Source organism: Amycolatopsis sp. NPDC003731, from assembly GCF_053586895.1.
In genome coordinates, this window is sequence record NZ_JBSFNC010000077.1 from 17,348 (window position 1) to 43,209 (window position 25,862).

Below are 25,862 nucleotides of genomic sequence, written 5' to 3' on the forward strand. Positions count from 1 at the left end.
TCCCGGGTCGACACACCGCACCGGAGGCCGGTTCGCCGTGTCGACCCTTCAATCACGCGTGTCGTCGCTTCAATCACGCGTGTCGACCTGCGGATCATGGTCAGGAGAGTTCGCGGAGGGCCATGGCGAGGCCGGCGAGGCGGTCGGTGGCGTCGGTGAGGGCTTGCTTGGACGTCACCAGGCCGTCGCCGGCGGCGGCGACCGTGTGGCCGGCCGCGGCGACCAGGCCGCGGTAGCCCTCGAGGCCGTCTTCGAGCTGCTCGCGGAGCTTGGCCACCGCCGCGTCGAGGGCCGCCTTCTCCCGGGCGGGTGCCGAGTCGCGGCCGCGCTCGATGGCCTGGATGCGGCCGGCCAGGCCGCGCAACGCGGCCGCCGCTTCGGTCGCCGTCTGGCGAGCGTCCGCGACCGAGACCTCCGAGACCAGCGGCGTCCCCAGCGACGAGGGCACCGAAAGCTGGCGCAGGAGCTCCGTCAGTGACGCTTCGCACTCGGCGAGACGTTCCATCGGCTCACGGGCCGCCGAGCGAGCGGGCGGCAACGGCGGCGGGCCGGCCGGGGCCGCCGGGATCGGGGTGCGCTTGAGTTCACGCAGCTTCAGGCCGGAGCGGACGCTGAACGTGCCGAAGATGACGGCTCCGGCGAACGCCGTGATCGCCTGCGGCATCATCGCGGCACTGGTCGGGCTGAGCCAGCCCACCGCCGCGGCCACCGTCACGACCGCGCACAGGATCGTCAGGATGATCCACAGCGTCATCGCCTTCGACGTCCGGCGCTTGCGGCGTTCGAGCTTCGCGGCCGGGTGGTTCCAGCGGTCCCACTTGGCGCGGGCCTCGGCGAACGCCGGGACCTGGCTGGCCATCGACGACAGCGACGCCGTCATGTCGGGGCGCCGCACCGGCGGGCGTTGCAACGGGTTGGGGCGCTGCGGTGCGGGTTTCCCGCCGGCCTGGTCGGCCGGCGGGAAGTACTTCTGCACCTTCTGGAGCTTCTCCTGAGCGCGCACCGCGTAGTCGGGCAGCTTCTCGATGTGCTTCTCCAGCTTCGCGCTCAGCTCGCTGAAGTCGCGCCGTCTGCCCTGCTGCCCCATGGTGCTCGCCCCCTCCGGAGTCGTCAGGCCGGGTTCTTGCCCTGCTCGGCCTGCACGCGCGCCTGGATTTCCCGCTGGATGTCGGCCGAGCTGCTGGCCGGCTGCTGGGCCGTCTTGCCGCCGTCGGTCACCTGGGCGACCGAGTCACCGCGCATCGACGCGCGGATCTGCTCGAGCCGCGAGTGGCCGGCCAGCTGCGTGGTGGAGGCCTGAACCTCCATCATGCGCCCCTGGACCGAGTTCTGGGCGAGTTCCGCCTGGCCCAGCGCGGTGGTGTAGCGCTTCTCGATCTTGTCGCGGACCTCTTCCAGCGACGGCGTGTTGCCCGGCGCGGCCAGCTGGCTCATCTGGTTCAGCGAGGCGGAGACCTGCTCCTGCATCTTCGCCTGCTCCAGCTGCGAGAGCAGCTTGGTGCGCTCGGCGAGCTTCTGCTGCAGCATCTGCGAGTTCCGCTCGACGGCCTGCTTCGCCTGCGCCGCGGCCTGCAGCGACTGGTCGTGCAGCGTCTTCAGGTCCTCGATGTTCTGCTCGGCCGTGACGAGCTGCGTGGCGAAGCTCTCCGCGGCGTTCTCGAACTCGACGGCCTTCTGCTCGTCACCCTTCGAGCGGGCCTCGTCGGCGAGGACGAGCGCCTGCCGGGTCGAGGCCTGCAGCTTCTCGACGTCGCCGAGCTGCCGGTTGAGCTTCATCTCCAGCTGCCGCTGGTTGCCGATCACGGAGGCGGCCTGCTGCGTCAGCGCCTGGTGGTTGCGCTGCGCCTCCTCGATGGCCTGCTGGATCTGTACCTTCGGGTCGGCGTGCTCGTCGATCTTCGACGAGAACGCCGCCATCATGTACTTCCAGAACTTCACGAACGGGTTGGCCATCTCCTCCGCCTGCCTTCTTGCGTCCCACGGGCCTAGGTACTCGGGGTGTGGGGCGTCGCTCCCCTGCAAGTGCAACGCTCCGACCCCGGCGTCGGGTTCCATCGTGTCAGGTCGGCCACGTCCGTTCCAGGCGACCCGGCCGAATTCAGGGATCACCCCGATCACTACCCGTAGACAACGCCGACGGCCCCGGGCGGGTTGCCCGGGGCCGTGCGGTCGTGTGCGCTGGGGCTACGCGGCGATCGTGGAGGCCAGCTTGGGCTGGCCGATCGTCGTCCGCAGCGTCGTGTTCATCCGCGGGGCCGGGGAAACCCGCAGGTCGGCGAGGTCGTTGCCGATCAGCTCGGACATCAGGCGGCCGCCTTCGATGCCGGCTGCCGAGGCCTCCGCGCCCCGCTTCTCCCGGGGCGCGCCCTCCACGATCCGCTCGTCGACCGGTGGGACCTCGACGTTGTCGAGAGCCGAAACGTCCGCCGCCACGTTGTGCAGCAGCTCGCCGAGCGGAAGGTCCAGGGCCTGGCAGATGGACGCGAGCAGTTCGCTCGACGCCTCCTTCTGGCCCCGCTCGACCTCCGAGAGGTAGCCGAGGCTGACCCTGGCGGCGCGGGAGATGTCGCGCAGCGTACGACGCTGGTTGGTGCGGGCATGACGGAGCCGATCACCGATCGCCTCACGCAACAGCACGGTCATCACGCGCCTCCCTTCCGAACAAGTACCCCCTACGTTACCCAGAGCGGTGCCCCGGGCGCAGGAGTTGGTGTGCACGTACGCCAAGGGCGAACGCGTGTTTCACCTCAAATGTTCCCCGAGCAGGGCAAACGCGGCCAAGACCGACTCGGTCCTGATCAAATCGCGGTCGCCGGTCAAGGCCAGGGTACGGACTGTACGTGTTCCCGGCCCGGCCAGCCCGACGTGCACGGTGCCCGGCGCGACGCCGTCCTGCGCCGACGGCCCGGCCACGCCGGTGAGCCCGAGGCCCCAGGTGGCGCCGCACCGGTCGCGGGCTCCCGCGGCCAGCTGGGCGGCCACCTCGGGGTGGACCGCGCCGTGTTCGGCCAGCAGCTTCGAAGAGACGCCGGCCAGGGCCGCCTTCAGCTCGGTCGCGTAGACGACCAGTCCCCCGCGCAGCGCCGCGCTGGCTCCCGGCACCCGCGCGAGGGTGGCGCAGACCAGGCCGGCGGTGAGGGACTCGGCCGCGGCGACCGTCTCGCCCCGCGCGGTCAGGGTGCCGATGAGGGCGGCGGCCTGCTCATCACCCGGCGCCGGAGGTCGCGAATGACTCATTGCCGGCGCCGGAGGTCCCGAATGAGTCATTCGCGACGCGTCGGCGGGGGTTCCGGCCACCGTCAGCTCCCGGTGACCCGGCGCCCGGCCGCGCGCAGCCGCACCGCCCGCACCAGGTAGTCGACGCCGGTCACGACGGTCAGCACCAGCGCCAGCCCCATCAGCGCCCACCGCACCGGGTCCGCTCCCACCGGCAGCGGCAGCAGGTACGCCACGATCGCCGCGATCTGGGCCATCGTCTTGGCCTTCCCGCCGCGGCTGGCCGGGATCACGCCGTGCCGGATCACCCAGAACCGCAGCAGCGTCACGCCGATTTCGCGAACCGCGATGACGATCGTGACCCACCACCCGAGCTCGCCCAGCACGCTCAGCCCGACCAGCGCCGCGCCGGTCAGCGCCTTGTCCGCGATCGGGTCGGCGATCTTGCCGAAGTCGGTGATCAGGCCGTACTTGCGGGCCACCCAGCCGTCCAGCTGGTCGGTGGCCGAGGCGATCGCGAACAGCCCGGTCGCGAGCGCGCGCCAGGTCGTGTCGTGGCCGTCGCCGACGAACAGCGCGATCACGAACAGCGGCACCAGGACCAGCCGCGACAGCGTCAGCAGGTTCGCGACGTTGAGCGTGGGAACCGGGGTCGGCTCGGGGACCTGGGCGGCGGTGTCGCGCGTGAGGCCCTCGTCGGCGGCGTCGCTGGGGAGCGCACTCACCGGTCGGCGTCCGGTACCGCGCGGACGATCAGGTCCACGCCCGCCGAGTCGACGACCTCGCAGCGCAGGAAGTCACCCACCTGCACCTTCTCCGGCGCGTCGAGGATGACGCACTCGCCGTCGACCTCCGGCGCCTGGTGCGCCGCGCGGCCGGTGAGCTCGCCGTCGTCGTCCAGCTCGACCAGGACGTCGACGAACGTGCCGATCCGGTCCTCGGCGCGCTGCGCGGTCAGCTCCTCGACCAGCGCCGAGATCCGGGTGACGCGCGCGGCGACCTCCTCGGCGGAGAGCTTCCCGTCGAAGGTCTCGGCCTCGGTGCCGTCCTCGTCGGAGTAGCCGAAGACGCCCACGGCGTCGAGGCGCGCGCCGGTCAGGAACCGCTCGAGCTCGCTCAAGTCGTGCTCGGTCTCGCCCGGGAACCCGACGATCACGTTGGTCCGGATGCCGGCCTCGGGCGCGTACTCGCGGATCTGCTCGCACAGCGCCAGGAACGAGTCGGTCGAGCCGAACCGGCGCATCCGGCGCAGCACCTGCTCGCTGGAGTGCTGGAAGGACAGGTCGAAGTACTCGGCGACGCCCGGCGTGGTCGCGATGGCCTTGACCAGCTGCGGGCGCGTCTCGGCCGGCTGCAGGTAGGAGACCCGGACGCGCTCGATGCCGTCGATGTCCGCCAGCCGCGGCAGCAGCCGCTCCAGCGCGGTGGCGCCGTCGCGGCCGAAGTCCTTGCCGTAGGACGTCGAGTTCTCGCTGACCAGGAACAGCTCCTTGACACCGTTCTCGGCCAGCCACATCGCTTCGGCGACGACCTCGTCCGGCTGCCGCGAGACGAAGGAGCCGCGGAACGACGGGATCGCGCAGAACGAGCAGCGCCGGTCGCAGCCGGAAGCGATCTTCAGCGCGGCCACGGGCGAGTCGTCCAGGCGCGTGCGCAGCACCCGCGGGCCCCAGCCGTGCTGCGCGTGCCCCGGGACCTCGACCGCCTCCGCGGCGGCGGGCCGCTCGACCGGGCTGATCGGCAGCAGCTTGCGGCGGTCACCCGGCGTGTGCGAGGCGATCTTGCGGCCGGCGACGACGTCGTCGAGCCGGGCCGAGAGGTCGGCGTAGTGGTCGAAGCCCAGCACCGCGTCGGCCTCCGGGAGGCTGTCGGCGAGCTCGTGCCCGTAGCGCTCGGCCATGCAGCCGACGGCGACGACTTTCTTGCCCGTGTCGGACGCGGCGAGCAGCGTGTCGACGGAGTCCTTCTTGGCCGACTCGACGAAGCCGCAGGTGTTGACCACCACGACGTCGGACTCTTCGGGATCGGCCGCCAGCTCCCAGCCGCCGGCCGCGAGCCGGCCCGCCAGCTCCTCCGAGTCGACCTCGTTGCGGGCGCAGCCCAGGGTCAGCAGGGAGACGCGTCGGGTGGCGGCTGGGTCCGTGGCGGGGGAAGGCACAACGCTCAGAGTAGCCGCCGGTCCCGGGCGGCCCGACGACGGCGTAGCCCGGGCTGTGACAACCGGGGCTTCGCCCCGGGCCGGGGGCTTCGCCCCGGGCCGGGGGCTTCGCCACCCGGGCCCCGAAAGAGAGCTGTGTCGCCACCCGTGCCAAGGGATGTGGCAGGGTGGACGATCGTGCCGTCCGACTCGCCCCGCCCGACCGTCCGCCGCGCCCGGATCGCCGACGTCCGCAAGATCAAGGCCCTGGTCGACTCGGACGCCGGGCGCGTCCTGCTGGAGAAGGACCTGGTCACGCTGTACGAGGACGTCCAGGAGTTCTGGGTCGCCGAAACGGGTGACGAGGTGGTCGGCGCGGCCGCGCTGCACGTGCTCTGGGAGGACATCGCCGAGCTGCGCACGGTCGTGGTCGACAAGGCCGTCCGCGGCCAGGGCGTCGGGCGGGTGCTGGTCGCCCGGCTGGTCGACGAGGCACGTGAGCTGGGTCTCAAACGGCTGTTCGTGCTGACCTTCGAGACGAGCTTCTTCGCCGGGCACGGGTTCGTGGAGATCGACGGCACCCCGGTGTCGCACGAGGTCTACGAGGAGATGCGGCGGTCGCACGACACGGGTGTCGCGGAATTCCTCGACCTGCCTTACGTCAAGCCGAACACCTTGGGGAATTCCCGCATGTTGCTCGAACTGTGAGTGAAAACCTCCTTTCGGGCGGTGACGTGCGCCACTGCGCTGCCGGAAGCTGATCGGGCACCAGTCCACCGATCGGCAAGGAAAACCGATGCGCACGACACTGCGGAACCTGGGGGCCACCGTGACGGTGGCCGTTTCTGTCGGCGCGGGCGCCCTGCTGGGCACCGGCACCGCGGCCGCCGTCGACATCCCGGCGGTCACCGACCAGTACCTCTTCTCGACGTCGCTGTCCGGCTTCGAAACGATCCGGAACTCCGCGCCCTACTCCGGCCAGCTCGACTGGTCGTCCGACGGCTGCTCCTGGTCGCCGGACACCCCGTTCGGCTGGCAGTTCCTGCCGGGCTGCCACCGGCACGACTTCGGCTACCGCAACTACAAGAAGCAGGGCCGGTTCACCGCGGCGAACCGGCTGAAGATCGACGACAACCTGTACACCGACCTGAAGAGCGTCTGCGGGTCGAACATCGCCTGCAAGGGCGCGGCCTGGACGTACTACCAGGCGGTCCGCAAGTTCGGCGGCTGATCAGCTGATCCGGACGGTCGCTTCCCCGCCGTCCTCGCTCACCGAGACCAGCTCGATCCGGCTGGCGGCGAACGACGTCGCCTGCGGGCCGGTGCGCGGGCCGCTGTGGAGCTCGGCCGTGGTGCTTTCGCCGCGGCCGGGCTCCTTCAGCAGGAACGCCAGCGTGGCCTCCCCCTGCCAGATGCAGGTCATCCCGGGCCGGCACCGCGAGTCGGCGACCACCCGCGTGAAGCGCACGGTGAGGTCTTTCCCCTGCACGGCAACCTCTTGCCCGAGCCGCAAGGCGACCTCGCCCCCGGCGGCGGCACTGACGGTGCTCGGAGCCACCGCGGGCGCCGCCACGGCCCCGGGCCGCCCGGCGGCGACCGAGCTCCCGGCGCCCACCGTGACGACGGCGAAGGCGAACAGTCCGGCTACGAATCGCTGTAGGTCCACGCCTCCATGACGGAACGGACCGAGCCGGGGTTGCACGCGCTACTCGTCGTCGTCGCCGGCGCCGGTGTCGACCGGGCCGCCGCCGCGGATCATGAACAGCACCGACTCCAGTTCCTCCGGCTTGATCAGCACGTCGCGGGCCTTCGAGCCCTCCGACGGGCCCACGACGCCCCGGCTCTCCAGCAGGTCCATCAGCCTGCCCGCCTTCGCGAACCCCACCCGAAGCTTGCGCTGCAGCATCGACGTCGAGCCGAACTGGGACGTCACGATCAGCTCCGCCGCCTGCAGGAGGACGTCGAGGTCGTCCCCGATGTCCGGGTCGATCTCCTTCTTCTCGCCCGCCTTCTGGGCCGTGACGCCGTCCTGGTAGTCCGGCTGCGCCTGCTCCTTCGCGTAGTTGACGACCGCGGCGATCTCCTCGTCGCCGACGAACGCGCCCTGGATGCGGACCGGTTTGCCAGCCCCCATCGGCAGGTACAGCGCGTCGCCCATGCCGATCAGCTTCTCCGCGCCCGGCTGGTCCAGGATGACCCGCGAGTCGGTCAGCGACGACGTCGCGAAGGCCAGCCGCGAGGGCACGTTGGTCTTGATCAGGCCGGTCACGACGTCGACCGACGGCCGCTGCGTCGCCAGGACCAGGTGGATCCCCGCGGCACGCGCCTTCTGGGTGATGCGGACGATCGCGTCCTCGACGTCGCGCGGGGCGGTCATCATCAGGTCGGCGAGCTCGTCGACGATCGCCATGATGTACGGGTACGGCCGGTACTCGCGCTCGGACCCCGGCGGCGCGGTGATCTCGCCCGAGCGCACCTTCTTGTTGTAGTCGTCGATGTGCCGGACCTTGTTGACCTGCATGTCCTGGTAGCGCTGCTCCATCTCCTCCACCAGCCAGGCCAGCGCGGCGGCCGCCTTCTTCGGCTGGGTGATGATGGGCGTGATCAGGTGCGGGATGCCCTCGTACGGCGTCAGCTCGACCATCTTCGGGTCGATCAGGATCATCCGGCACTCGTCCGGCGTCGAGCGCGCGAGCAGCGACACCAGCATCGAGTTGACGAAGCTCGACTTACCGGAGCCGGTCGACCCCGCGACCAGCAGGTGCGGCATCTTCGTCAGGTTCGCGGTGACGAAGTGGCCCTCGATGTCCTTGCCGAGGCCGATCACCATCGGGTGGTTGTCCTTGACCGTGGACGGCGCCCGCAGGACGTCGCCGAGGCGGACCATCTCGCGGTCGGAGTTCGGCACCTCGATGCCGACCGCGGACTTGCCGGGGATCGGTGCCAGCAGCCGGACGTTGTCGGTGGCCACCGCGTAGGCAATGTTCTTGGTCAGCGCGGTGATCTTCTCGACCTTCACACCGGGACCGAGCTCGACCTCGTAGCGGGTGACCGTCGGGCCGCGGGTGAAGCCGGTGACCTGCGCGTCGACGTTGAACTGCTCCAGCACGCCGGTGATCGCCTCGATCATGGCGTCGTTGGCCTTGCTGCGTGACTTCGGCGCGTCGCCGAGCTTCAGCAGGTCGGGCGGCGGGAGCTGGTAGTCGCCTTCGACCGTGCGGGTGACCGCGAGCGGCGGTTCCGGGGCCTTCTTCGGCTTCTTCTCGACGACCTCGGGCGCCGGCTTGGGCTTGGGCGGCTTGATCGGCGTCGGCGCCTCGGCGAGCATCGCGTCGATGTCCAGCTGCTCGGGTTCGGCGTCGCTGGCCTGACGGCGCCGGGACGGCTTGCGCAGCCGCGCGGACTTCGGGTCGGCGTCGGTGACCTTCTCTTCGTCGGTCGCGAAGCCCGAGCGCTGCGCCTCGGCTTCGGCGATCTCCTCCTCGTCGAGGCCCCAGTTGCGCAGCCGCTGCGGGATCTGGCGGACCGGCGTGCCGGTGAACACGAGCACGCCAAAGAACAGCGCGAGGATCAGCAGCGGCACGGCGACCCAGGTGGTGACGCCCATGGTGAGCAGGCCGCCGGAGAAGGCGCCGACGATGCCGCCGGCGTACATCCGGCCGTCGTTGGTCTCGGGCAGCGCGGTGAAGATGTGCAGCATCCCGAGCACGGACAGGACGACCATGATCGTGCCGACGACCATCCGCGGCCGCGTCTCCGGGTGCGGCTCGGACCGCATCAGCGCGACGGCGACGACGACCAGCACCAGCGGCAGCGTGACGGCCCCGGCGCCGAGGACGGTCCGGGTGGCGATCTCCACCCCGGCCCCGATCGGCCCGGCCGCCCGCCACCAGACGCCGACGGCCGCGACGATGGCCAGCGCGATCAGGCCCAGCGCGAGCCCGTCGCGGCGGTGCTCGGCCTCGAGCTCGCGGGTGCGGCCGACCGTCCTGGCCAGCGTGCCGAGGCCCTTGGCCAGCAGGTTCCAGGTGCCGCGGACGCCCTTCCCGAAGATCCCGGGCGTCTTGCGGCGGGCGCGTGGCGCGGGTTTGCGAGGGGCCGGACGTGACTTCGCGGGTGTACGCGGCTTACGCGCCGCTGCCCCCTTCGCGCCGCTTCCCGTGCTTCTCTTCCTCGTCGCCGACCCAGCCATACCGTTTACGGTAACCGGCCGTGGCGGTTCGTCCCACGCGCCACTCTCGGCCCAGGGTGAACTTCTGCCTCACACCGCGGGTTGAGCCGCCATCCGGGTGAACCGATCCGCCCAGTGCGCAATCGGGTGAAATCGGCGTCTGCCATGCTCTGCCCCATGGTCGCGCTGAACTCCGACAACACCGCTCGCCGGGCGCCCGCCATCTGGCGGACCATGCTGAACATCGACCGCGGGCTGGTGAACCTCGTCGGGCGGCTCACGGTCACCGGCCGGGTGCCCGCGCAGCTGCGGGGCAAGCCGCTGCTGATGGCCGCGAACCACATCGGCGTGTTCGACGCCTTCGTGCTGATGGCGGCGTGCAAGCGGATCGGCATCAACCCGCGGTTCATGCTGGCCGGCGGCATCCTCGACGCGCCCGTGATCGGGCCGGCGCTGCGGGTCAGCGGGCACCTGCGGGTCGACCGCAAGCACGCCGGGACCGCCGTCGGGCAGTTCGCCGAGGCCGTCGAGGCGATGAAGACCACGCGCGAGCCGATCATCGTCTACCCGGAGGGCCGGATCAGCCACGACCCCGGGCTGTGGCCGGAGCGCGGCAAGACCGGCGCGGCGCGGCTCGCGCTGGCCTCGGGCGTGCCGGTGATCCCGATCAGCCAGTGGGGCGCGCACGAGGCCGTCTACTGGGGCACCGAGACCGTCAACGGCCCGGCCGACCTGATCCCGCTGGCCCGCTCGGGGCTGAGCGCTCCGCTGCGCCGGCCGCGGTTCCGGGTGCACTTCGGCGACCCCGTCGACCTCTCGGAGATCGACAAGCAGCGCCCGGGCGCCGGGGTGCGTGCGCACGCCAAGATCATGCAGGCGATCACCGACGGTCTCGTCCCGCTGCGCCGCGACGAGCTCGACCGGCCCAAGTTCCACGACCCGACGCGCCCCACCGACACGGTCAGCCCCTGGAAGCCGCCGTCCGTACTGTGAGACGGGCGGGCGCGGCCGCCTAGAGTCGGCGGACGTGAGCACACGGATACTCGTCGTCTACTACAGCTCGACCGGGAACACGGCCGCCCTCGCCGAGTCGCTCGCCGCTGGCGCGCGAGAGACCGGGGCCGACGTGCGGGTGCGGACGGTGCCGGAGACGGTGCCCGCCGACGCGATCGCGCGGAACCCGCGCTGGCAGGCCTGGGTCGACGCCGGCCCGCACCACGAGCTCGTCACCCTCGGCGACCTCGAGTGGGCCGACGGGCTCGCCGTCGGCAGCCCGACCCGGTTCGGCGGACCGGCCGCCCAGCTGAAGTCCTTTTTGGACAGCACGGGTGGGTTGTGGGCGCAGGGAAAGCTGGCGGACAAGGTGGCGACGTCGTTCACGACGGCGTCCACCGCGCACGGCGGCCTGGAGTCGACGCTGCTGACGATCAACAACGTCTTCTACCACTGGGGCGCGATCGTGGTCCCGCTCGGCTACACCGACCCGCACCTCAAGGAGTCGGGCAACCCGTACGGCGGCTCGTTCGTGTCCCGGAAGTCCGCGGCGCCGGACGACATCGCCCTCGACGCGCTGCGGCTGCAGGGCCGGCGGCTGGCCACCATCACCACGCACGTCGCCACCGGGCTGAAGCACGCCGGATGACGGCCCGGGCGCCTCAGCCCGACCCTCGGTCTCAGCGCCGGGCGGCGTTCCGGCGGCGCAGGGCCCAGGCACCGCCGGCACCGGCGAGGACGAGCACCCCGCCGGCGACGAGCGCCGGAGCGGCGGAGCCGTCATCGGCCGGGCCACCGCCGGTCTGCGGCGCACCGTGCGGCTTCACCGCAACCTGCGGCGCGGGCTTCGGCTTCGGCTTGGTGGGTTTCGGCGTGGGCTTGGTGGGCGTCGGTGTGCCGGTGACCCCGACGGTGAACTGCCGCCACCAGCTGCCGGTGCCGCCCTCGAGGCAGGACATGGTCGCGTACCACACACCCGCCTGCACGCCGGTGAACGTGATGGTGTGCCGGTTCCCGTTCTGGACCATGACCCCCTGCTGAACGGGGCTTTGCCCACGGTAGTAGTCGTAAGTCGCCAGAGCCCGGACATCGGCGGTCTCACACGTACCCGTGATGGTCACCGCGTTCCCTTTCACGGTGACCTTCATCGACGTCGGATTGCCCGGGTACGCTTTGTCGGCCGAAGCCACGATCGGCGACAGCAACACGCAACCGGCGGAAACACCAGCGACGACCAAAGTTCTTCGCATTGTTTCACCTCCAGGGTCCTCGCACGGCAACTGCGCGCGAGCCTCTTGGAGACGCCCGCCGCCGGATCGGTGGTTGCCACCCGGACGTAACGAAACGGACTCGCCGGATTCAGTCCTCTTCGGACAGTCCGGGTGCCGCCGGTCGGCGGTCGGGCGTTTCCGCGGCCGACGCCACGACGGCGACAGCGCGTGAAGAGAAATCGCTCGCCGCCGAAATGAATCGCGGGGTTCCCAGTCTCTCGAGGCAGCCGGAAGACGCCTGCCCACCGGCCCGGTTGCGACCTCGACGCAACGAACCGGACTCCGCGCCCGCGTGAGCAGCGTAACCGGGAAAATCGCTTCGGCGGTCACGCCGGGCCACCTACAGTCGCGGTGGTGACCACCGAACTCCCCGTCCTCGCACCGCCCCGGGTCGCCCACCGGGGCCGGGGGACCGCCTACGTCCTGCTCGCCGCGCTGTTCTTCAGCACGTCGGGCACCCTGGGCAAGTCCGTGATGTCCGCCGGGGTCACGCCGCAGCAGGTGGCCGCGGCGCGGATCGCGCTGGCCGGCGTGGTGCTGCTCGCCGGGGTGGCGCTGGTGGCGCCGCGGAAGCTGCGGGTGCGCCGGGCGGAGCTGCCCGTCCTGGCCGGGTACGGCCTGCTCGGCGTGGCCGGCGTGCAGCTGCTCTACTTCGTCGCCGCGGGGCGGATCCCGGTCGGGATCGCCATCCTGCTGGAGTTCGTCTCGCCGGTGCTCATCGCGCTGTGGGTGCGGTTCGTGCGGCGGCACCGGCTGCCGCGGGCGGTCTGGGGCGGCATCGCGCTGGCCATGGCCGGGCTCGCGCTGGTCGCCCAGGTCTGGGAAGGCGTCACGCTGGACGGGCTCGGCCTGCTGGCCGGCTTCGGCGCGGCGCTCTGCTCGGCCGGGTACTTCCTGCTGGGCGAACGCGCGGTGGCCGGGATCGACCCGCTGGGCCTGGTCACCTGGGGCATGGTGATCGGCGCGGTCGCGATCAGCTTCGTCGCGCCGCCGTGGACGTGGCCCGCCGCGCTGCTCGACGTCCCGGTCGGGTTCGGCGCCTGGCACCCGCCGGTGTGGCTGCTGCTGACCCTGCTGGTGCTGGTCGCGACGGTGCTCGCGTACGTCTGCGGCATTTCGGCGCTGCGCCACCTGCCGGCGTCGGTGGCGAGTGTGGTCGGGCTGGTCGAACCGGTGATCACGATCTTCGCGGCGTGGGTGCTCATCGGCGAGGAGCTCGCCTGGCCCCAGCTGCTCGGGTCGGCGATCCTGCTGGCCGGTGCGTACATCGTGCAGCGCTACTCGGAGATCCTCAGCGGGTGAGCTTGCGCAAATTCTGCGTCTGACCTCGCCCGGGTGGACAATTCCCGCGATCGATGCCCACCCGGGGAGGAAGCACCTTGGCGACGAAGTCCGGGCTGCGGCCCGACCTGCGGCAGCGGCACGTCCGGATGATCGCCCTCGGCGGCATCATCGGCGCGAGCCTGTTCATCGGCAGCGGCGCGGTGATCCACACCGTCGGCCCGGCCGCGGTGCTGTCCTACGCCATCGGCGGGCTGCTCGTCGTGCTGGTGATGCGGATGCTCGGCGAGATGGCGACGGCGGCGCCGGCACTGGGCTCGTTCATGGAGTACGCGCGCGACGCGCTCGGCGGCTGGGCGGGCTTCACGATCGGCTGGCTGTACTGGTACTTCTGGGTCGGCGTGGTCGCGTTCGAGGCCGTCGCGGGCGCGAAGATCCTGCAGGGCTGGATCCCCGGCGTCCCGCAGTGGGTGTTCTCGCTGGCGCTGATGCTCCTGCTGACGGCGACGAACCTGGCGTCGGCGCGTTCCTTCGGCGAGACGGAGTTCTGGCTGGCGTCGATCAAGGTCGCCACCATCGTCGTGTTCCTGCTGCTCGGCACGCTGTTCGTGCTCGGGCTCTGGCCGGACGCGCACTTATCGGTCGGCAACATCGGCCTCGACGGCTTCGTCGCGAACGGGCCGTTTTCGGTCGTCCACGGCGTGGTCATCGTGATCTTCTCGTACTTCGGCGCGGAGATCGTCACGATCGCGGCGGCGGAGTCCGACCAGCCGGAGACGGCGGTCCGCAAGGCGACCTCGACGATCGTCTGGCGCGTGATCGTGTTCTACGTGGGCTCGGTGGCGCTGCTGGTGATGATCACGCCGTGGCGCGAAATCCCGAGCGAGACAAGCCCGTTCGCGGCGGCGTTCGGCCGTTTCGGCGTCCCGGCGGCGTCGACGATCGTGTCGGCGGTGGTCCTCACGGCGGCGTTGTCGGTCTTGAATTCGGGGCTGTACACGGCATCCCGCATGCTGTTCGCGCTGCGCCGCCACGGCTGGGCGCCGGCCTGGATCGCGGACACGAACGCGCGAGGCGTGCCGTGGAAGGCGATCCTGGCGTCGACGTCGGTCGGCTACGTGGCGGTGGTGATGAGTTACGTGTCCCCGGACAAGATCTTCTACTTCATCATCAATTCGGCGGGCGCGGTGGCCCTGTTCGTGTACGCGATCATCTGCGGCTCCCAGCTCAGGATGCGCCGCACGCTCGAAGCGACGGCGCCGGAGAAGCTGAAGCTGCGGATGTGGGGCTATCCGTGGCTGAGCTGGGTCACGCTGGTGCTCACGCTCGTGGTGGTGGCGTCGATGCTGTTCGTCGACGAGGAGGCGCGGGCCCAGGTCTACCTCAGCCTGATCAGCCTGGCGGTGATCCTCGGCGTATACGCCCTCATCCGCCGGCGCACGTCCCGTGATTCCGCACGTATCTCGCGTGAGTGAACCCGGAACTCGCGTGATTGGAGCCGTAACTCGCGAATTGCGGCTTTGATCACACGAGTTCCGGCCCTGATCACGCGAGCTCCGGGTCCGATCACGTGCTCAGCCGCCGGCGATCCGGCTCAGGGCCCCGAAAAACACGTCCGTGATCTTGGCCGGGTCCGGGGCCACGAAGGCCTGTCCGCCGGTTGCCGCCGTCAGCTGGTCGAGTTCCGACTTGTCCGCGTCCGGGCCGATGCCCACCCCGATCAACGGGATCGGGCGGCGGGCGTCCTGCAGTTTGGCCAGCTCCGTCAGCAACTCCGCGCGGGAGATGCCGTGCGGGTCCTCGTTGCGGCCGTCCGTCATCACGATCACCAGGTTCAACCGGCCCGGCTCCCACTCGCGGCGCGCGGTCCGGTAGGTGTCCAGCACGCTGTCGTACAGGCCCGTTCCGCCGTTCGGGGTGGCCGTCACCTGGCCCAGCTTCTCCAGCGCTCCGCCGGCCAGGTGCTGGGCGACCGACGCCATCGGGAGCAGCTCGCGGTAGTCCTTGTCGCCGTCCAGGCGGGTCGAGAACGCCAGCATGCGCAGCTGCGTCGCCGGCTTGAACAGGCGCATCGCCTTGGCCGCCGCCTGCATCGTCACCTGCATGCGGTTCAGGCCGGTTCCCGGGACCTGCGCGTTCATCGAACCCGACACGTCGATCAGCACCTGCACGCGCGCGCTCAGGTTGATGCCCGCCCACTGGTTGAGCAGCTCGTCGACCTCCGGGCCGGACGGGAGGTTCGCCGCCCGGATGCCCTGCGGCTGCACCCTCGGGTCGTCGGTGTGGTCGCGCAGGGCCTGGCCGCCCGCCGCGCGCAGGCCGGTGCGGGCGATCGCGTCCGACCCCGTGTCGCCGAGGACCGCGTCGCGCAACGCGTCGACGAGCGGGCGCTGCTGCGGCGTGATCCGGCCCAGCTCCGCGAACGGGTAGTCCAACGTCGGCACCGCCGTCGAGTAGACGGCGACGAGCGGGGACTTCGAGTCCTCGACGTTGTGGCGCAGCAACGAATTCTCCGACGCGGGGAACGCCGTCACCGCGGCCGCGCCCCCGCCGTCGCTCGAGCCCGGCAGCCGGGCGATCAGCTCCGTCTCCGCGCCGAGGGTGTTGGCCGAGAAGCGCCGCAGCGTCGCCACGTACGCGCCCGACGGCTCGGGGGCCGTCTTGACGCTGTCGCGCAGACCGAGCAACGCCAGCGCGCCGACCGGATCGCGCGCCGGGTCGGACATGCCCGGCACCACGCCCGGCGCGGCGAGCGCTTCCGCCCAGGTCGGCACGTGGTCGGGCCAGCCGAGGCCCTTGACGACGTCCGCGGCGACCGCCAGCACCACCGGCGAGCTCGCCACCGATGCCCCGGTTTCGGGGACATCGGCCGCGCCGAGCTGGTGGGCGCGGCGCAGCGCCAGCGTGGAGTCCGGCACCCAGACCTGCGGCCGCGGGCTGCCGTCCGACATGGCGAGCCGCTCGGCCGCCTGTGTCGCCTCCCGCGTCTGGATCTCGATGCTGCCGCACTTCAGGTCGAGACCCTGCACGACGAGCGAAAGCGCGGGCGCGATGTCCGGCGAAGCGGTGACGAGGACCTTCGTGGGCTGCTCGCACGACGGCCGGGCACGCACGGTCGTCACCGTCACCCACGCACCGGCTCCGAGGACGAGCACGACGCCGGTCGCGAGGGCGGGCACGAGCAGCCGGCGTCGTCTGCCGTCCGAATGACGTCCCATCGGCGCGGCCTCTCTGCGCGAGGCGGGGTGGGATCAAGGTTATCCCGCGGCAAAGCGGCGGCTCATGGGCCGGACGGCCTAACAAGCGTGCAGGCCGCACCGAGGGAGTCCCTCGATGCGGCCTGCACGGTGGGTCGGATCTAGACCGGGATGACCGTCGGGACGATCATCGGGCGGCGGCGGTAGGTGTCGGCCACCCAGCGGCCCACCACCCGGCGCACCGCCTGCGCGATCCGGTGCGTGTCGGTGATGCCCTCGGCCTCCGTGCGCGCCAGCTCCATCTCCACCAGCGGCACGACGGCGGCGAGCGCCTTCGGGTCGTCGGAGAAGCCGCGGCCGGACACCGTCGGGCTGCTGACCGCGCGGCCGGTGCTGGAGTCCACCGCGACCGTGATCGCGATGAACCCGCCCTCGCCGAGGACCAGCCGATCCGACAGCGTCGACTCCCCGACGTCGCCGACCGATAGGCCGTCGACGTACACGTGCCCGACCTCGACGCGGCCGGTGCGGGACGCCTTGCCGTCCACGAGGTCCACGACCACGCCGTCCTCGGCGATGACCACGTTCTCCGGCGCGACCCCCGTGCGGATGGCCAGCTCGCCGTTCGCCCGCAGGTGCTTCCACTCGCCGTGGACCGGCATCACGTTGCTCGGGCGCACCGCGTTGTACAGGTACAGCAGCTCGCCCGCCGACGCGTGGCCGGACACGTGGACCTTCGCGTTGCCCTGGTGGACGACGTTCGCGCCGAGCCGGGTGAGGCCGTTGACCACGCCGAACACCGCTGTCTCGTTACCCGGGATCATCGAGCTGGCCAGCACGACCGTGTCGCCCGCGCGGATCGAGATCTGCCGGTGCTCGCCGCGCGCCATCCGCGACAGCGCCGAGAGCGGCTCGCCCTGCGACCCCGTCGAGACGAACAGGACCTTGCTCTCCGGCAGCGTGCTCGCCTGGTCGAGGTCGACGAGCAGGCCGTCCGGCACGTTCAGCAGGCCCAGCTCGGCCGCGATCCCCATGTTGCGGACCATCGACCGGCCGACGAACGCGATCCGGCGGCCGTGCCGCTCGGCGGCGTCGAGGACCTGCTGGACGCGGTGGACGTGGCTGGCGAAGCACGCCACGATCACCCGCTGGTCCACGCGCCGGACGACGTCGTCGAGCACCGGGCCGATGTCGCGCTCGGGCATGACGAACCCGGGCACCTCGGCGTTGGTCGAGTCGACGCAGAACAGGTCGACACCCTCGTCGCCGAGCCGGGAGAAGCCGGCCAGGTCGGTGAGGCGCCCGTCCAGCGGGAGCTGGTCGAGCTTGATGTCGCCGGTGTGCAGGACCACGCCAGCCGGGGTGCGGATCGCCACCGCGAGCGCGTCCGGGATGGAGTGGTTGACCGCGAAGAACTCGAGGTTGAACACGCCGACGTCGCGGCGCTCGCCCTCGCGGACCTGGATGAGGTTCGGCCGCTGCCGGTGCTCCTTGGCCTTGGCCGCGAGCAGGGCGTTGGTGAACTTCGAGCCGTAGATCGGCAGGTCCGGCCGCAGCCGCAGGAGGAACGGGACGGCACCGATGTGGTCTTCGTGCCCGTGGGTGAGCACCAGGCCGTCGATGTCGTCGAGGCGGTCCTCGATCGCGCGGAAGTCGGGCAGGATCAGGTCGACGCCGGGCTGGTCGTCCTCGGGGAAGAGCACCCCGCAGTCGACGATGAGCAGGCGGCCGCCGAACTCGAAGACGGTCATGTTGCGCCCGACCTCGCCGATGCCGCCGAGCGCGACGACGCGCAAGGCACCCTCGGGCAGTGCGGGCGGGGCGTTGGTGGGGCCTGGACCAGGGGGAAGTGAGCTCACCGAGGCAGGGTCCCAACGCTGGTGTGCGAGGTCGGCGCGACGTAGGCCGCTCGCGAATCTGCTTGTGCCACCCGCTCACCATGCCAGTCCTGGGCCGCCGTGTCGCCCAGCGGCACGCCGCCCTGGGCAAGATCAGCGGCGATCAGGGCCGTCTGCTCGGGGGTCGGCGCGACGATCGGCAGCCGCGGGTCGCCGATGTCGAACCCGCGCAGCCGCAGCGCCGCCTTGCTGAAGGCGACCCCGCCGACCCGCGACATCGCGCGCAGCACCGGCAGCATGCCGCGGTGGTTGGTGCGCGCGGTGGAGGTGTCGCCGTTCTCGTAGGCGTCGATCATCGCGCGGATCCGGCCCGCGACGACGTGACCGATCACACTCACCACGCCGACCCCGCCGACGGAGATCCACGGCAGGTTCAGGCCGTCGTCGCCGGAGTAGTAGGCGAGATGGGTGTTGGCGATGACCTCGGAGCCGGCGATCAGGTCGCCCTTGGCGTCCTTGACCGCGACGATCCGGGGGTGCTCGGCCAGCCGCAGCAGCGTGTCGACCTCGATCGGGACGACCGAGCGCGGCGGGATGTCGTAGAGCAGCACGGGCAACCCGGTGCTGTCGGCGACCGTGGTGAAGTGCGCGAACAGCCCGGCCTGGCTGGGCCGCGAGTAGTACGGCGTGACGACCAGCAGGCCGTGCGCCCCGGCCGCTTCGGCCTGCTTGGCCTGCTCGATGCTGTGCGCGGTGTTGTTGGTGCCCGCGCCGGCCACGACGGCTGCGCGGTCGCCGACGGCCTCGACCACGGCGCGGATCAGGTCCTGCTTCTCCGCGTCGCTCGTGGTCGGGCTCTCGCCGGTGGTGCCGTTGACCACGAGGCCGTCGTTCCCCAGCTCCACGAGGTGCTCGGCCAGCTCCTGCGCCCGCTTCAGGTCCAGCGCGCCGTCGGCGTCGAACGGGGTGGCCATCGCGGTGAGCACGCGCCCGAACGGCCGTCCGGGCGCTGCGGTAGGTGGGTTGGACATGGGGAGACGGTACCTCGCCGGTCCGACGAAAACCGCGTCGACCTGGTCACCAGGAGGATTTCCCGGAGCCGGCCGCTCGTCGCGGAACTTCTACTTGACCTTGGTCACGATCGGGGCGGTGATGGGGCCGCCGTCGGCGCGGGCCAGCACGCAGTAGAACTCGCGGCTGGGCTCGTCACCCTGCTTCGCAGGAGCCCGGCGCCACTCGGTCTCGGTGGGCACGAGCGCTCGGAAGGTGAGGTCCGCGCGGTTCGGCTCGGGCACGATCGACGACCGGAACGCGGTCGCGCACGCCGCTTCGGCACTCGCCGTCACCGCGGGCAGGCCCGGGTAGGCCGCGACCTTGGCGTCGTCGGTGCTCCAGTTCTCGACCGAGAGCAGGTTTCCGATCTCGTAGACCTCCAGCGTGTGGCTCTTGTCGCAGTCGGTCCTGTTGTCTTCCTCGCTGATGATCGAGCCGTCCTGCACCGGGGTGTTGAAGCACCGGTAGTAGCCGCCGATGTCGGTGCGGAGCTGGCCGCCGACACCGAAGGTCATGGTCGGCAGCTTCTGGGCGTCCACGGCGGGCGTCTCGTAGGCCTTGCCCGCGAAGAAGCCGCCGATCAGCGCCGCCACGACCAGCACCGCGGCGGCGGCGAGCCACAGGGCGCGGTGGGACTTCCGCTGCGGCGGCTGCGGGGCGGCGGCGCCGAGCATCGCGGTGCCGTGGGGCGGAGTCGGCCGGATGCCCTGCGCCGTGGTCAGCAGGTTCTGGGCCTGGGCCGCGGTCAGCCGCGCGTCCGGGTTGGTGACGAGCAGGCCGAGGATGGCCGCGGCGATCGGGCCCTGGCCGCGGGTGAGGTACGGGATCTCGGTCATGATCGCGTGCAGCGTCGCGGCGGTGGTCGCGCGCTCGAACGGGATCGAGCCTTCGACGGCGAAGAACAGCGTCGCGCCGAGGGACCACAGGTCGGACGCGGGCAGCGCTTCGCGGCCCTCGACGCGCTCGGGCGCCATGAACGCGGGCGAGCCGACGATCATGCCGCTGGTGGTCAGGCGCGGGTCGTCGACGGCGTGGGCGATGCCGAAGTCGGTGAGCTTCACGCGGCCGTCCGGCGCGACCAGGATGTTCGCGGGCTTGACGTCCCGGTGCACGATCCCGGCGGCGTGGGCCGCCTGCAGCGCGGCGAGCACCCGCTCCCCCAGCTGCGCGGCCCGCGCGGCGGGCATCGGGCCGCGCTGGCGCACCAGGTCGGCCAGCGACGGCGCTTCGACGAGCTCCATGACGATGAAGGTGGTCCCGCCGTCGGTGATGACGTCGTAGACGGTGACGATCGCCGGGTCGTTGAGCCGCCCGCCGGTGCGCACTTCGCGGAGCGCGCGTTCGGAGAAGACGGCGGCGGACTCGGCGTCAGGCAGCCGCAGTTCCTTGACCGCGACCTGCCGTCCGATGACCTGGTCCTGCGCCCGCCACACGACACCCATGCCGCCCCGGCCGAGTTCGCCGAGCAGGAGATAGCGGCCCGCGACGACCCGCTGACCAGGCGTAACGGGTGCCTGCGGCGGATAGGGCCGGGTCTGTTCGTCGGTCACGGTGCTCCTTTTGGCGGCGGTCGCGCAGATGCTAGTCGGACCACCGCGGAGCGCCGCGGGTTCCGCGGAATTCGTGATGCGGAACGGACGACACGCGTACCTCAACGGACGACACGCGCACCTGGACGGACGACACGCGTACTCGGAGGGTCGGTCAGCGGTGGGTCTCGCCGCGGTAGGGCAGCCAGCGGTAGCCCGGGGCGAAGTCGCTGAACTCAGCGCGCCGGCCCGTGCGGGCCCAGATCTCCTCGGCGACGACCAGCCCCGGGAAGATCGTCAGGTCCTTCTCCGCCACGAGCTCGTCGTACGTGCGGAACAGGTCGGTTTCGACGCCGGCGAGGGCGTAGCGGTAGACCGGTGGTGCGGTCCGGAGCAGCCAGTAGAGCCGGCGTCCGGCCGCGGTCATCGCCGCCGCCTCTTCGGCCGACTGTGGGCCGATACGGCTGAGGCCTTCGGGGGCCACTCCGCACCACCAGGCGCCTTCGTTCTCGAAGACGCCGGCCGGCCAGCCGTCGAAGTGGCGGGCGAGGTCGCGGGCGTGGGTCTCGCGCTCCCCGCATTCGGCGTTGAGGGCGAAGATCCAGGCCATGGCCGCTACCCCGTTTCGTGGGTCAACCGGTGACCGTGAGGTAGATGAGCACCAGGTTGAGAGCGATGATGATCGCCGCGATCACCGCGGCCGCGACCGTCGTCAGCCGGCGGTTCGCGTCCGCCCCCATCAGATCACGGTCGGCCGTCAGCCGGATCAGCGGCACCAGCGCGAACGGGATCCCGAACGACAGCACCACCTGCGACACGACCAGCGCCGCACTCGGGTCGGCGCCCAGCGCCAGCACCACGATCGCCGGCGTCAGCGTCACCAGGCGGCGCAGGACCAGCGGGATCCGCTTGTGCAGCAACCCCTGCATGATCATCGCGCCCGCGTACGCGCCCACCGACGTCGAGGCCAGGCCGGAGGCCAGCAGGCCGATCGCGAACAGCAGTGCGACGCCCGGGCCGAGCGCCCCCGCGACCGCGCCGTGCGCGCCCTCGATGCTGTCCACGCCCTCCTGGCCCTGCAGGTTCGTCGCGGCCAGCAGCAGCATGCCCAGGTTCACCGCGCCCGCCAGCAGCATCGCCAGGCCGACGTCGGCCCGGGTCGCGCGCAGCAGGCGGCGGCGCCGGACGCCGTCGGGCCGGCCGTGGCGGTCGCGGACCAGGCCCGAGTGCAGGTAGACCGCATGGGGCATCACCGTCGCGCCGAGCATGGCCGCGGCGATGAGGACGCTGCCCGCGCCGTCGAACTTCGGGACCAGGCCTCCCAGCGTCGACGCGGCCGACGGCGGCTCGACGAACAGGCTGGCCAGGAACCCGACGGCGATGACCAGCAGGAGCCCGGTCACCACCCGCTCGAACGTCCGCTGGCCGCCGCGGTCCTGGACCGCCAGCAGCGTCAGCGACACCGCTCCGGTGATCAGGCCACCGACGATGAGCGGGAGGTCGAACAGCAGGTTGAGGGCGATCGCGCCGCCGACCACCTCGGCGAGGTCGGTGGCGATGGCGACGACCTCCGCCTGCGCCCAGTAGGCCAGCCGGGCCGGCCGGGACAGCCGGGCGCGCAGGGCCTCCGGCAGCGACATCCCGCTGACGAGCCCGAGCTTCGCCGACAGGTACTGCACCAGCACGGCCATCAGGTTCGCCACGACGATCACCCAGACCAGCAGGTAGCCGTAGCGGGCGCCGGCGCTGATGTTGGACGCGACGTTCCCCGGGTCGACGTAGGCGATGGCGGCGACGAACGCCGGCCCGAGCAGGGCCGATCCGGTGCGCAGCCGGGTCGCCAGTCTCGGCCGGACAGCCTCGGTCACAGCCATGACGCCCACCTCTCGAAAACCGGATGTCGGGAACCCTAAACCGAAGTTTAGGCGTGCCAAACTTTGTTTTTCAAGGGTGACTGCTCCCACCCCGGCACCCGGGTACCCAGCGAAACGCCCCCGAAAAGTCAGGGGTGGGCGACCTCGTGGCCGGCCTCGCGCAAGGCCGCGACCGCGTCGTCGAGGTCGCCGCCGCGGACCAGGATGTGATCGGTGTCGAACGTCGAGATCGAGAACAACGCCACCCCGGCGGCGGCCAGCTCCGAGGCCAGCGCGGCGATGATGCCGGTGAGGGTGAACTCGAGCGGGCCGCGGACCGAGAGCAGCCGCCAGCCGTCCTCGGCGGCCGTGGCCCCGGCGGGCTCGCGGCCGGCCGGGCAGATCACCGACAGTTCCCCGGGTGTCCGCGTCACCGAAACCAGGGCTTCGCCAGGTGCGAAGAGCTCGGCGGGCACCGCGGCGTCCGCGGGCAGCCGCACGACGGCGTACTCGCCGGGCCGGACGTCGATCGCAAGTCGCTTCATCAGCCTTCCAGCACCTTCGGGCTCGTGGCGATCTCGGTGCCGTCCGGCAACGTCGAGATGGTGAAGTCCGCGAACACGTTCGCCGCGGCCTTCTGCAGCTGCCGCAGGCACTCCACGGCCAGCTCGCGGATTTCGACGTCCGCGTGCTCGGTGGCGCGCATCGCGACGAAGTGCCGCCAGGCCCGGTAGTTCCCGGTGACGACGATGCGGGTCTCGGTCGCGTTGGGCAGCACCGCGCGGGCGGCCTGGCGGGCCTGCTTGCGGCGCAGGGTCGCGCTCGGGACGTCGGCGAACTTCTCCTCGAGCCCGGCCAGCAGCTCGGTGTAGGCGTCGACGCTCGCCCGGGTCGCGGCGAGGAACTTCTCGTGCAGCACCGGGTCGTTCGCGATGATCTCCGGCTCGACGAACTCGGCGTCGCGCTCCGGGACGTACCGCTGCGACAGCTGGGAGTAGGAGAAGTGCCGGTGCCGGATCAGCTCGTGGGTCAGCGAGCGGGAGATGCCGGTGATGTAGAAGGTCACCGAACCGTGCTCCAGCACCGAAAGGTGGCCGACGTCGATGATGTGCTCGAGGTAGCCGGCGTTGGTCGCGGTGGCCGGGTTCGGCTTCTTCCACGACTGGTAGCAGGCGCGGCCGGCGAACTCGGCGAGCGCTTCGCCGCCGTCCGCGTCGGTCGACCACGGCACGTCCCCGGGCGGGAAGAACTCCGTCTTCGCGATCAGCTGCACTCTGGGTGACACGGTTCCGGTCACGTCAGCACTCCTTCTCCCGGTTCCCGCGCAGCCTAACCGCGTGAGGGCGGTCACTCCCGGGGGACACGTGACATCACCGCCGCCTTGACTGACATCATCGATGACGTCATAGTGGTGTCATGGACTTGACGCCGTACATCGCCAACCTTCGCGAGGACCTCGCGAACACGGCTGCCGCCGGGGACGAGCAGACCCGGCGAGCGGCTGCGCTCCTGTCTTCCGCCCTCGAACCCGCCGTCCGCCTGACCCTGATGAACGCGCTCGCCGACCTCGCCGCCGAGGTCACGGCCGCACTGCCGGGCCAGGTGGTGGACGTCCGGCTCGACGGCCGGGACGTCCGCGTGGTCGTCACCGGCGACGCCGAAGGGACGACGTCACGCGAGACACCACGTGACACCACCCCGCCGCCGCCGATCGACGGCGGGGACATCAGCCGGATCACCCTCCGGCTGGTCGAGCAGATCAAGGGGCAGGCCGAACGGGCCGCCGCCGCCCAGGGCGTCTCGCTGAACACCTTCGTGTCGCAGGCGGTCCAGGGCGCACTGGGCCACGGCGCGCTCGGCGGCGGGGGCGGGAGCCGCAAGCACCAAGGCAAGAGCGGCGGGAGCGGTTCGCACCTGCACGGCTGGGTCGAAGGCTGAGGGGACGAGACGATGAGTGAAGAACAGACCACACCGGCCGAAGAGCCGAACGACGACCTGGTCCGGATCGACGAGTTCGAGACCGACAGCCCGCTGGAGCTCGACGTCAGCGTCACGATCGGCCGCGTCGAGGTCGTCCTCGACGGCGACTCCGGCGCGCGCGTCGAACTGCGGCACGACCAGGGCGAGCAGCAGCCGTGGGTGGCGGGCGTGAACAGCCTGCTGTCCTGGGTCGGCGAGCGCTTCGGCGACCAGCTGGGCGTCGACCCGGCGAGCTCCCCCGCCGAAGCCGTCCGGCAGAGCCGGATCGAGAAGCTCGGCAACCGCCTGGTCGTGAGCGCGCCGAAGGCGTGGCAGCTGCGCAACGTCGCCCTGTCGGTCAAGGTGCACGCGCCGGCGGGCTCGCACGTCGAGGTGCGCGCGGGCGCGGCGGACGTCACGGTCACCGGCTCGGCCGGCCGCGTCGACCTGCTGACCGGCTCCGGCGAGGTGAAGCTCGACCGCGCCGACGGCGCGGCGACCATCCGCACCGGCAGCGGCGCCGTCAAGCTGGGCCCGACGCTGGGCGGGCTGCAGCTGCGCAGCGGCAGCGGCCACGTCGAGGCGTCGTCGATCGCCGGCTCCGCGACCCTGGCCACCGGCACCGGCGACGTCTGGCTGGGCGCGGTTTCGGGCGAGGTGATGGCCCGCACCGGCAGCGGCGACCTGTCCGTGGCCGACGCCGGGTCCGGCTCGCTCGACCTGATCACCGGCTCCGGCGAGGTCCGGATCGGCATCCGCGGCGGCACGTCCGCCGAGGTGGACCTGACCTCCAGCGGCGGCCGCGTCTCCAGCGAGCTGGACGTCGCCGACACCGCCCCCGAGGGCGGCGTGAAGCTGAAGGTGCGAGCCCGCACGGGCACCGGCAACGCCGTGGTGACGCGCGCGGCGGGCTGAGTAAGGGGGAGGAACGGGCCGTTCCCGGTACGGGGGTGCCGGGAACGGCCCGTTCGCGCGAAATGCCAGAGAGGGGCGTGCGCAGAACACGGCGAACGAAGGGTGAATCCGTCGACCGCATTCACGACGCCGTTCTGGCGCAGGCGCGGGCCCGTCCGGACGCCGTGGCCGTGATGCACTCGGGTGCATCGCTCGCCCGGGCACCACGTGGGTGTTCCTCACGCGGTCGATCCCGCTGGTGGTCGGCATCCTCGCCGTGCTCCGCGCGGGCGCGGCGTACGTGCCGCAGGACATCCGGGCCACCCCTCCCCCGCAGCCTCGCGGTTGTGCGCGCCGGGGTGTTCGCCGGATCCGCGGATCGACCGCACCACCCTGGCCCCGGCCACGGGTCTCGATCCGGCCCACCTCGGAGCGAATGGTGCGCCGCCGCGCTGATGTCGCGAATGACT

25 protein-coding genes are annotated in these 25,862 nt (G+C 71.6%); 8 read left to right on the forward strand and 17 right to left on the reverse strand.

The genetic code is table 11. The features are described from left to right. Positions 1–100: 100 nt before the first annotated feature. The 6 genes from pspM to rimO all read right to left on the reverse strand — a co-directional run bounded on the left by pspM (position 101) and on the right by rimO (position 5,374). A complete protein-coding gene (gene pspM / locus ACWDN5_RS27860; RefSeq protein WP_310972613.1) occupies positions 101–1,087 on the reverse strand; it encodes a phage shock envelope stress response protein PspM in 987 nt (328 codons plus the stop codon). Between the two features lie 23 nt (positions 1,088–1,110). Then, positions 1,111–1,953 carry a PspA/IM30 family protein gene (locus tag ACWDN5_RS27865; protein ID WP_091315526.1) on the reverse strand — a complete coding sequence of 281 codons (843 nt, stop codon included), beginning with the start codon at positions 1,951–1,953 and terminating at the stop codon, positions 1,111–1,113. A gap of 231 nt (positions 1,954–2,184) precedes the next feature. Then, positions 2,185–2,643: a helix-turn-helix domain-containing protein gene (locus ACWDN5_RS27870; protein WP_167454979.1), complete on the reverse strand. Its 459-nt coding sequence runs from the start codon at positions 2,641–2,643 to the stop codon at positions 2,185–2,187. A gap of 99 nt (positions 2,644–2,742) precedes the next feature. After that, positions 2,743–3,237, reverse strand: coding sequence for a CinA family protein (locus ACWDN5_RS27875; protein ID WP_449678365.1), 495 nt, complete (start codon positions 3,235–3,237; stop codon positions 2,743–2,745). 62 nt (positions 3,238–3,299) lie between these two features. Continuing rightward, positions 3,300–3,941, reverse strand: coding sequence for a CDP-diacylglycerol--glycerol-3-phosphate 3-phosphatidyltransferase (pgsA, locus tag ACWDN5_RS27880; RefSeq protein ID WP_310972610.1), 642 nt, complete (start codon positions 3,939–3,941; stop codon positions 3,300–3,302). After that, complete coding sequence (gene rimO, locus ACWDN5_RS27885) at positions 3,938–5,374, reverse strand: 30S ribosomal protein S12 methylthiotransferase RimO (protein ID WP_310972609.1); 1,437 nt, start codon at positions 5,372–5,374, stop codon at positions 3,938–3,940. The genes pgsA and rimO overlap by 4 nt, the downstream gene beginning before the upstream one ends. 177 nt (positions 5,375–5,551) lie before the next feature. On the opposite strand from rimO, the gene ACWDN5_RS27890 reads away from it, so the two are divergent. Both ACWDN5_RS27890 and ACWDN5_RS27895 read left to right on the forward strand, forming a co-directional pair. Further along, a complete protein-coding gene (locus ACWDN5_RS27890; protein ID WP_310972608.1) occupies positions 5,552–6,061 on the forward strand; it encodes an amino-acid N-acetyltransferase in 510 nt (169 codons plus the stop codon). Positions 6,062–6,149: 88 nt separating this feature from the next. After that, positions 6,150–6,584, forward strand: coding sequence for a phospholipase (locus ACWDN5_RS27895; RefSeq protein ID WP_449678366.1), 435 nt, complete (start codon positions 6,150–6,152; stop codon positions 6,582–6,584). Here ACWDN5_RS27895 and ACWDN5_RS27900 read toward each other — a convergent pair whose 3' ends face one another. Together ACWDN5_RS27900 and ACWDN5_RS27905 are read right to left on the reverse strand one after the other, a co-directional pair. After that, positions 6,585–7,019 carry a hypothetical protein gene (locus ACWDN5_RS27900; RefSeq protein WP_310972606.1) on the reverse strand — a complete coding sequence of 145 codons (435 nt, stop codon included), beginning with the start codon at positions 7,017–7,019 and terminating at the stop codon, positions 6,585–6,587. A 39-nt stretch (positions 7,020–7,058) separates the two neighbouring features. After that, positions 7,059–9,545 carry a DNA translocase FtsK gene (locus ACWDN5_RS27905; RefSeq protein WP_310972605.1) on the reverse strand — a complete coding sequence of 829 codons (2,487 nt, stop codon included), beginning with the start codon at positions 9,543–9,545 and terminating at the stop codon, positions 7,059–7,061. 156 nt (positions 9,546–9,701) lie between these two features. Between ACWDN5_RS27905 and ACWDN5_RS27910 the strand changes: the two genes are divergently transcribed. Together ACWDN5_RS27910 and wrbA are read left to right on the forward strand one after the other, a co-directional pair. Next, the gene (locus ACWDN5_RS27910; protein WP_449678367.1) at positions 9,702–10,517 is read left to right on the forward strand and encodes a lysophospholipid acyltransferase family protein; all 816 of its coding nucleotides are present in this window, start codon (positions 9,702–9,704) and stop codon (positions 10,515–10,517) included. 34 nt (positions 10,518–10,551) lie between these two features. Next, positions 10,552–11,166: an NAD(P)H:quinone oxidoreductase gene (wrbA, locus tag ACWDN5_RS27915; protein WP_449678368.1), complete on the forward strand. Its 615-nt coding sequence runs from the start codon at positions 10,552–10,554 to the stop codon at positions 11,164–11,166. Between the two features lie 31 nt (positions 11,167–11,197). Here the strand turns inward: wrbA and ACWDN5_RS27920 are convergent, their stop codons facing one another. Further along, positions 11,198–11,545 (reverse strand): hypothetical protein, encoded by a 348-nt coding sequence (locus ACWDN5_RS27920; protein WP_310972602.1) that lies wholly within the window; start codon positions 11,543–11,545, stop codon positions 11,198–11,200. Positions 11,546–12,142: 597 nt separating this feature from the next. Between ACWDN5_RS27920 and ACWDN5_RS27925 the strand changes: the two genes are divergently transcribed. After that, positions 12,143–13,090, forward strand: coding sequence for an EamA family transporter (locus ACWDN5_RS27925; protein ID WP_310972601.1), 948 nt, complete (start codon positions 12,143–12,145; stop codon positions 13,088–13,090). A 53-nt stretch (positions 13,091–13,143) separates the two neighbouring features. Next, the gene (locus ACWDN5_RS27930; protein WP_449678369.1) at positions 13,144–14,544 is read left to right on the forward strand and encodes an amino acid permease; all 1,401 of its coding nucleotides are present in this window, start codon (positions 13,144–13,146) and stop codon (positions 14,542–14,544) included. 99 nt (positions 14,545–14,643) lie between these two features. On the opposite strand, the gene ACWDN5_RS27935 is transcribed toward ACWDN5_RS27930, so the two are convergent. From ACWDN5_RS27935 to thyX, 8 genes are all read right to left on the reverse strand, one after another. Next, the gene (locus ACWDN5_RS27935) at positions 14,644–16,287 is read right to left on the reverse strand and encodes a substrate-binding domain-containing protein (protein WP_310972598.1); all 1,644 of its coding nucleotides are present in this window, start codon (positions 16,285–16,287) and stop codon (positions 14,644–14,646) included. Positions 16,288–16,427: 140 nt separating this feature from the next. Continuing rightward, a complete protein-coding gene (locus ACWDN5_RS27940; RefSeq protein ID WP_310972597.1) occupies positions 16,428–18,125 on the reverse strand; it encodes a ribonuclease J in 1,698 nt (565 codons plus the stop codon). Further along, entirely contained in the window at positions 18,122–19,135 is a 1,014-nt protein-coding gene (gene dapA, locus ACWDN5_RS27945) for a 4-hydroxy-tetrahydrodipicolinate synthase (protein ID WP_310972596.1), read from the reverse strand. The genes ACWDN5_RS27940 and dapA overlap by 4 nt, the downstream gene beginning before the upstream one ends. A gap of 90 nt (positions 19,136–19,225) precedes the next feature. Then, on the reverse strand, positions 19,226–20,707 hold the full coding sequence (locus ACWDN5_RS27950; RefSeq protein WP_310972595.1) for a serine/threonine-protein kinase: 1,482 nt from the start codon (positions 20,705–20,707) through the stop codon (positions 19,226–19,228). Between the two features lie 154 nt (positions 20,708–20,861). Beyond that, the gene (locus ACWDN5_RS27955) at positions 20,862–21,296 is read right to left on the reverse strand and encodes a hypothetical protein (protein WP_310972594.1); all 435 of its coding nucleotides are present in this window, start codon (positions 21,294–21,296) and stop codon (positions 20,862–20,864) included. Between the two features lie 22 nt (positions 21,297–21,318). Further along, positions 21,319–22,560: an Nramp family divalent metal transporter gene (locus ACWDN5_RS27960; RefSeq protein WP_449678370.1), complete on the reverse strand. Its 1,242-nt coding sequence runs from the start codon at positions 22,558–22,560 to the stop codon at positions 21,319–21,321. A gap of 128 nt (positions 22,561–22,688) precedes the next feature. Continuing rightward, a complete protein-coding gene (locus ACWDN5_RS27965; protein WP_310972592.1) occupies positions 22,689–23,084 on the reverse strand; it encodes an ACT domain-containing protein in 396 nt (131 codons plus the stop codon). Further along, the gene (gene thyX / locus ACWDN5_RS27970) at positions 23,084–23,836 is read right to left on the reverse strand and encodes an FAD-dependent thymidylate synthase (protein WP_086848783.1); all 753 of its coding nucleotides are present in this window, start codon (positions 23,834–23,836) and stop codon (positions 23,084–23,086) included. Before thyX ends, ACWDN5_RS27965 begins: the two co-directional genes overlap by 1 nt. A 119-nt stretch (positions 23,837–23,955) precedes the next feature. Here thyX and ACWDN5_RS27975 point away from each other — a divergent pair, with 119 nt between their 5' ends. Both ACWDN5_RS27975 and ACWDN5_RS27980 read left to right on the forward strand, forming a co-directional pair. Next, complete coding sequence (locus ACWDN5_RS27975; protein ID WP_449678371.1) at positions 23,956–24,477, forward strand: toxin-antitoxin system HicB family antitoxin; 522 nt, start codon at positions 23,956–23,958, stop codon at positions 24,475–24,477. 12 nt (positions 24,478–24,489) lie between these two features. Next, entirely contained in the window at positions 24,490–25,413 is a 924-nt protein-coding gene (locus ACWDN5_RS27980; protein WP_449678372.1) for a DUF4097 family beta strand repeat-containing protein, read from the forward strand. Positions 25,414–25,862: the final 449 nt, after the last annotated feature.

What these genes read in the sequence shown, in the direction of transcription:
- pspM (WP_310972613.1), bottom strand. Translation starts at nt 1,087, where the DNA reads ATGGGGCAGCAGGGCAGACGGCGCGACTTCAGCGAGCTGAGCGCGAAG.
- ACWDN5_RS27865 (WP_091315526.1), bottom strand. Translation starts at nt 1,953, where the DNA reads ATGGCCAACCCGTTCGTGAAGTTCTGGAAGTACATGATGGCGGCGTTC.
- ACWDN5_RS27870 (WP_167454979.1), bottom strand. Translation starts at nt 2,643, where the DNA reads ATGACCGTGCTGTTGCGTGAGGCGATCGGTGATCGGCTCCGTCATGCC.
- ACWDN5_RS27875 (WP_449678365.1), bottom strand. Translation starts at nt 3,237, where the DNA reads ATGAGTCATTCGCGACCTCCGGCGCCGGGTGATGAGCAGGCCGCCGCC.
- ACWDN5_RS27895 (WP_449678366.1), top strand. Translation starts at nt 6,150, where the DNA reads ATGCGCACGACACTGCGGAACCTGGGGGCCACCGTGACGGTGGCCGTT.
- ACWDN5_RS27905 (WP_310972605.1), bottom strand. Translation starts at nt 9,545, where the DNA reads ATGGCTGGGTCGGCGACGAGGAAGAGAAGCACGGGAAGCGGCGCGAAG.
- ACWDN5_RS27910 (WP_449678367.1), top strand. Translation starts at nt 9,702, where the DNA reads ATGGTCGCGCTGAACTCCGACAACACCGCTCGCCGGGCGCCCGCCATC.
- ACWDN5_RS27920 (WP_310972602.1), bottom strand. Translation starts at nt 11,545, where the DNA reads ATGGTCCAGAACGGGAACCGGCACACCATCACGTTCACCGGCGTGCAG.
- ACWDN5_RS27930 (WP_449678369.1), top strand. Translation starts at nt 13,144, where the DNA reads ATGCCCACCCGGGGAGGAAGCACCTTGGCGACGAAGTCCGGGCTGCGG.
- ACWDN5_RS27935 (WP_310972598.1), bottom strand. Translation starts at nt 16,287, where the DNA reads ATGGGACGTCATTCGGACGGCAGACGACGCCGGCTGCTCGTGCCCGCC.
- dapA (WP_310972596.1), bottom strand. Translation starts at nt 19,135, where the DNA reads ATGTCCAACCCACCTACCGCAGCGCCCGGACGGCCGTTCGGGCGCGTG.
- ACWDN5_RS27955 (WP_310972594.1), bottom strand. Translation starts at nt 21,296, where the DNA reads ATGGCCTGGATCTTCGCCCTCAACGCCGAATGCGGGGAGCGCGAGACC.
- ACWDN5_RS27960 (WP_449678370.1), bottom strand. Translation starts at nt 22,560, where the DNA reads ATGGCTGTGACCGAGGCTGTCCGGCCGAGACTGGCGACCCGGCTGCGC.
- ACWDN5_RS27965 (WP_310972592.1), bottom strand. Translation starts at nt 23,084, where the DNA reads ATGAAGCGACTTGCGATCGACGTCCGGCCCGGCGAGTACGCCGTCGTG.
- ACWDN5_RS27975 (WP_449678371.1), top strand. Translation starts at nt 23,956, where the DNA reads ATGGACTTGACGCCGTACATCGCCAACCTTCGCGAGGACCTCGCGAAC.
- ACWDN5_RS27980 (WP_449678372.1), top strand. Translation starts at nt 24,490, where the DNA reads ATGAGTGAAGAACAGACCACACCGGCCGAAGAGCCGAACGACGACCTG.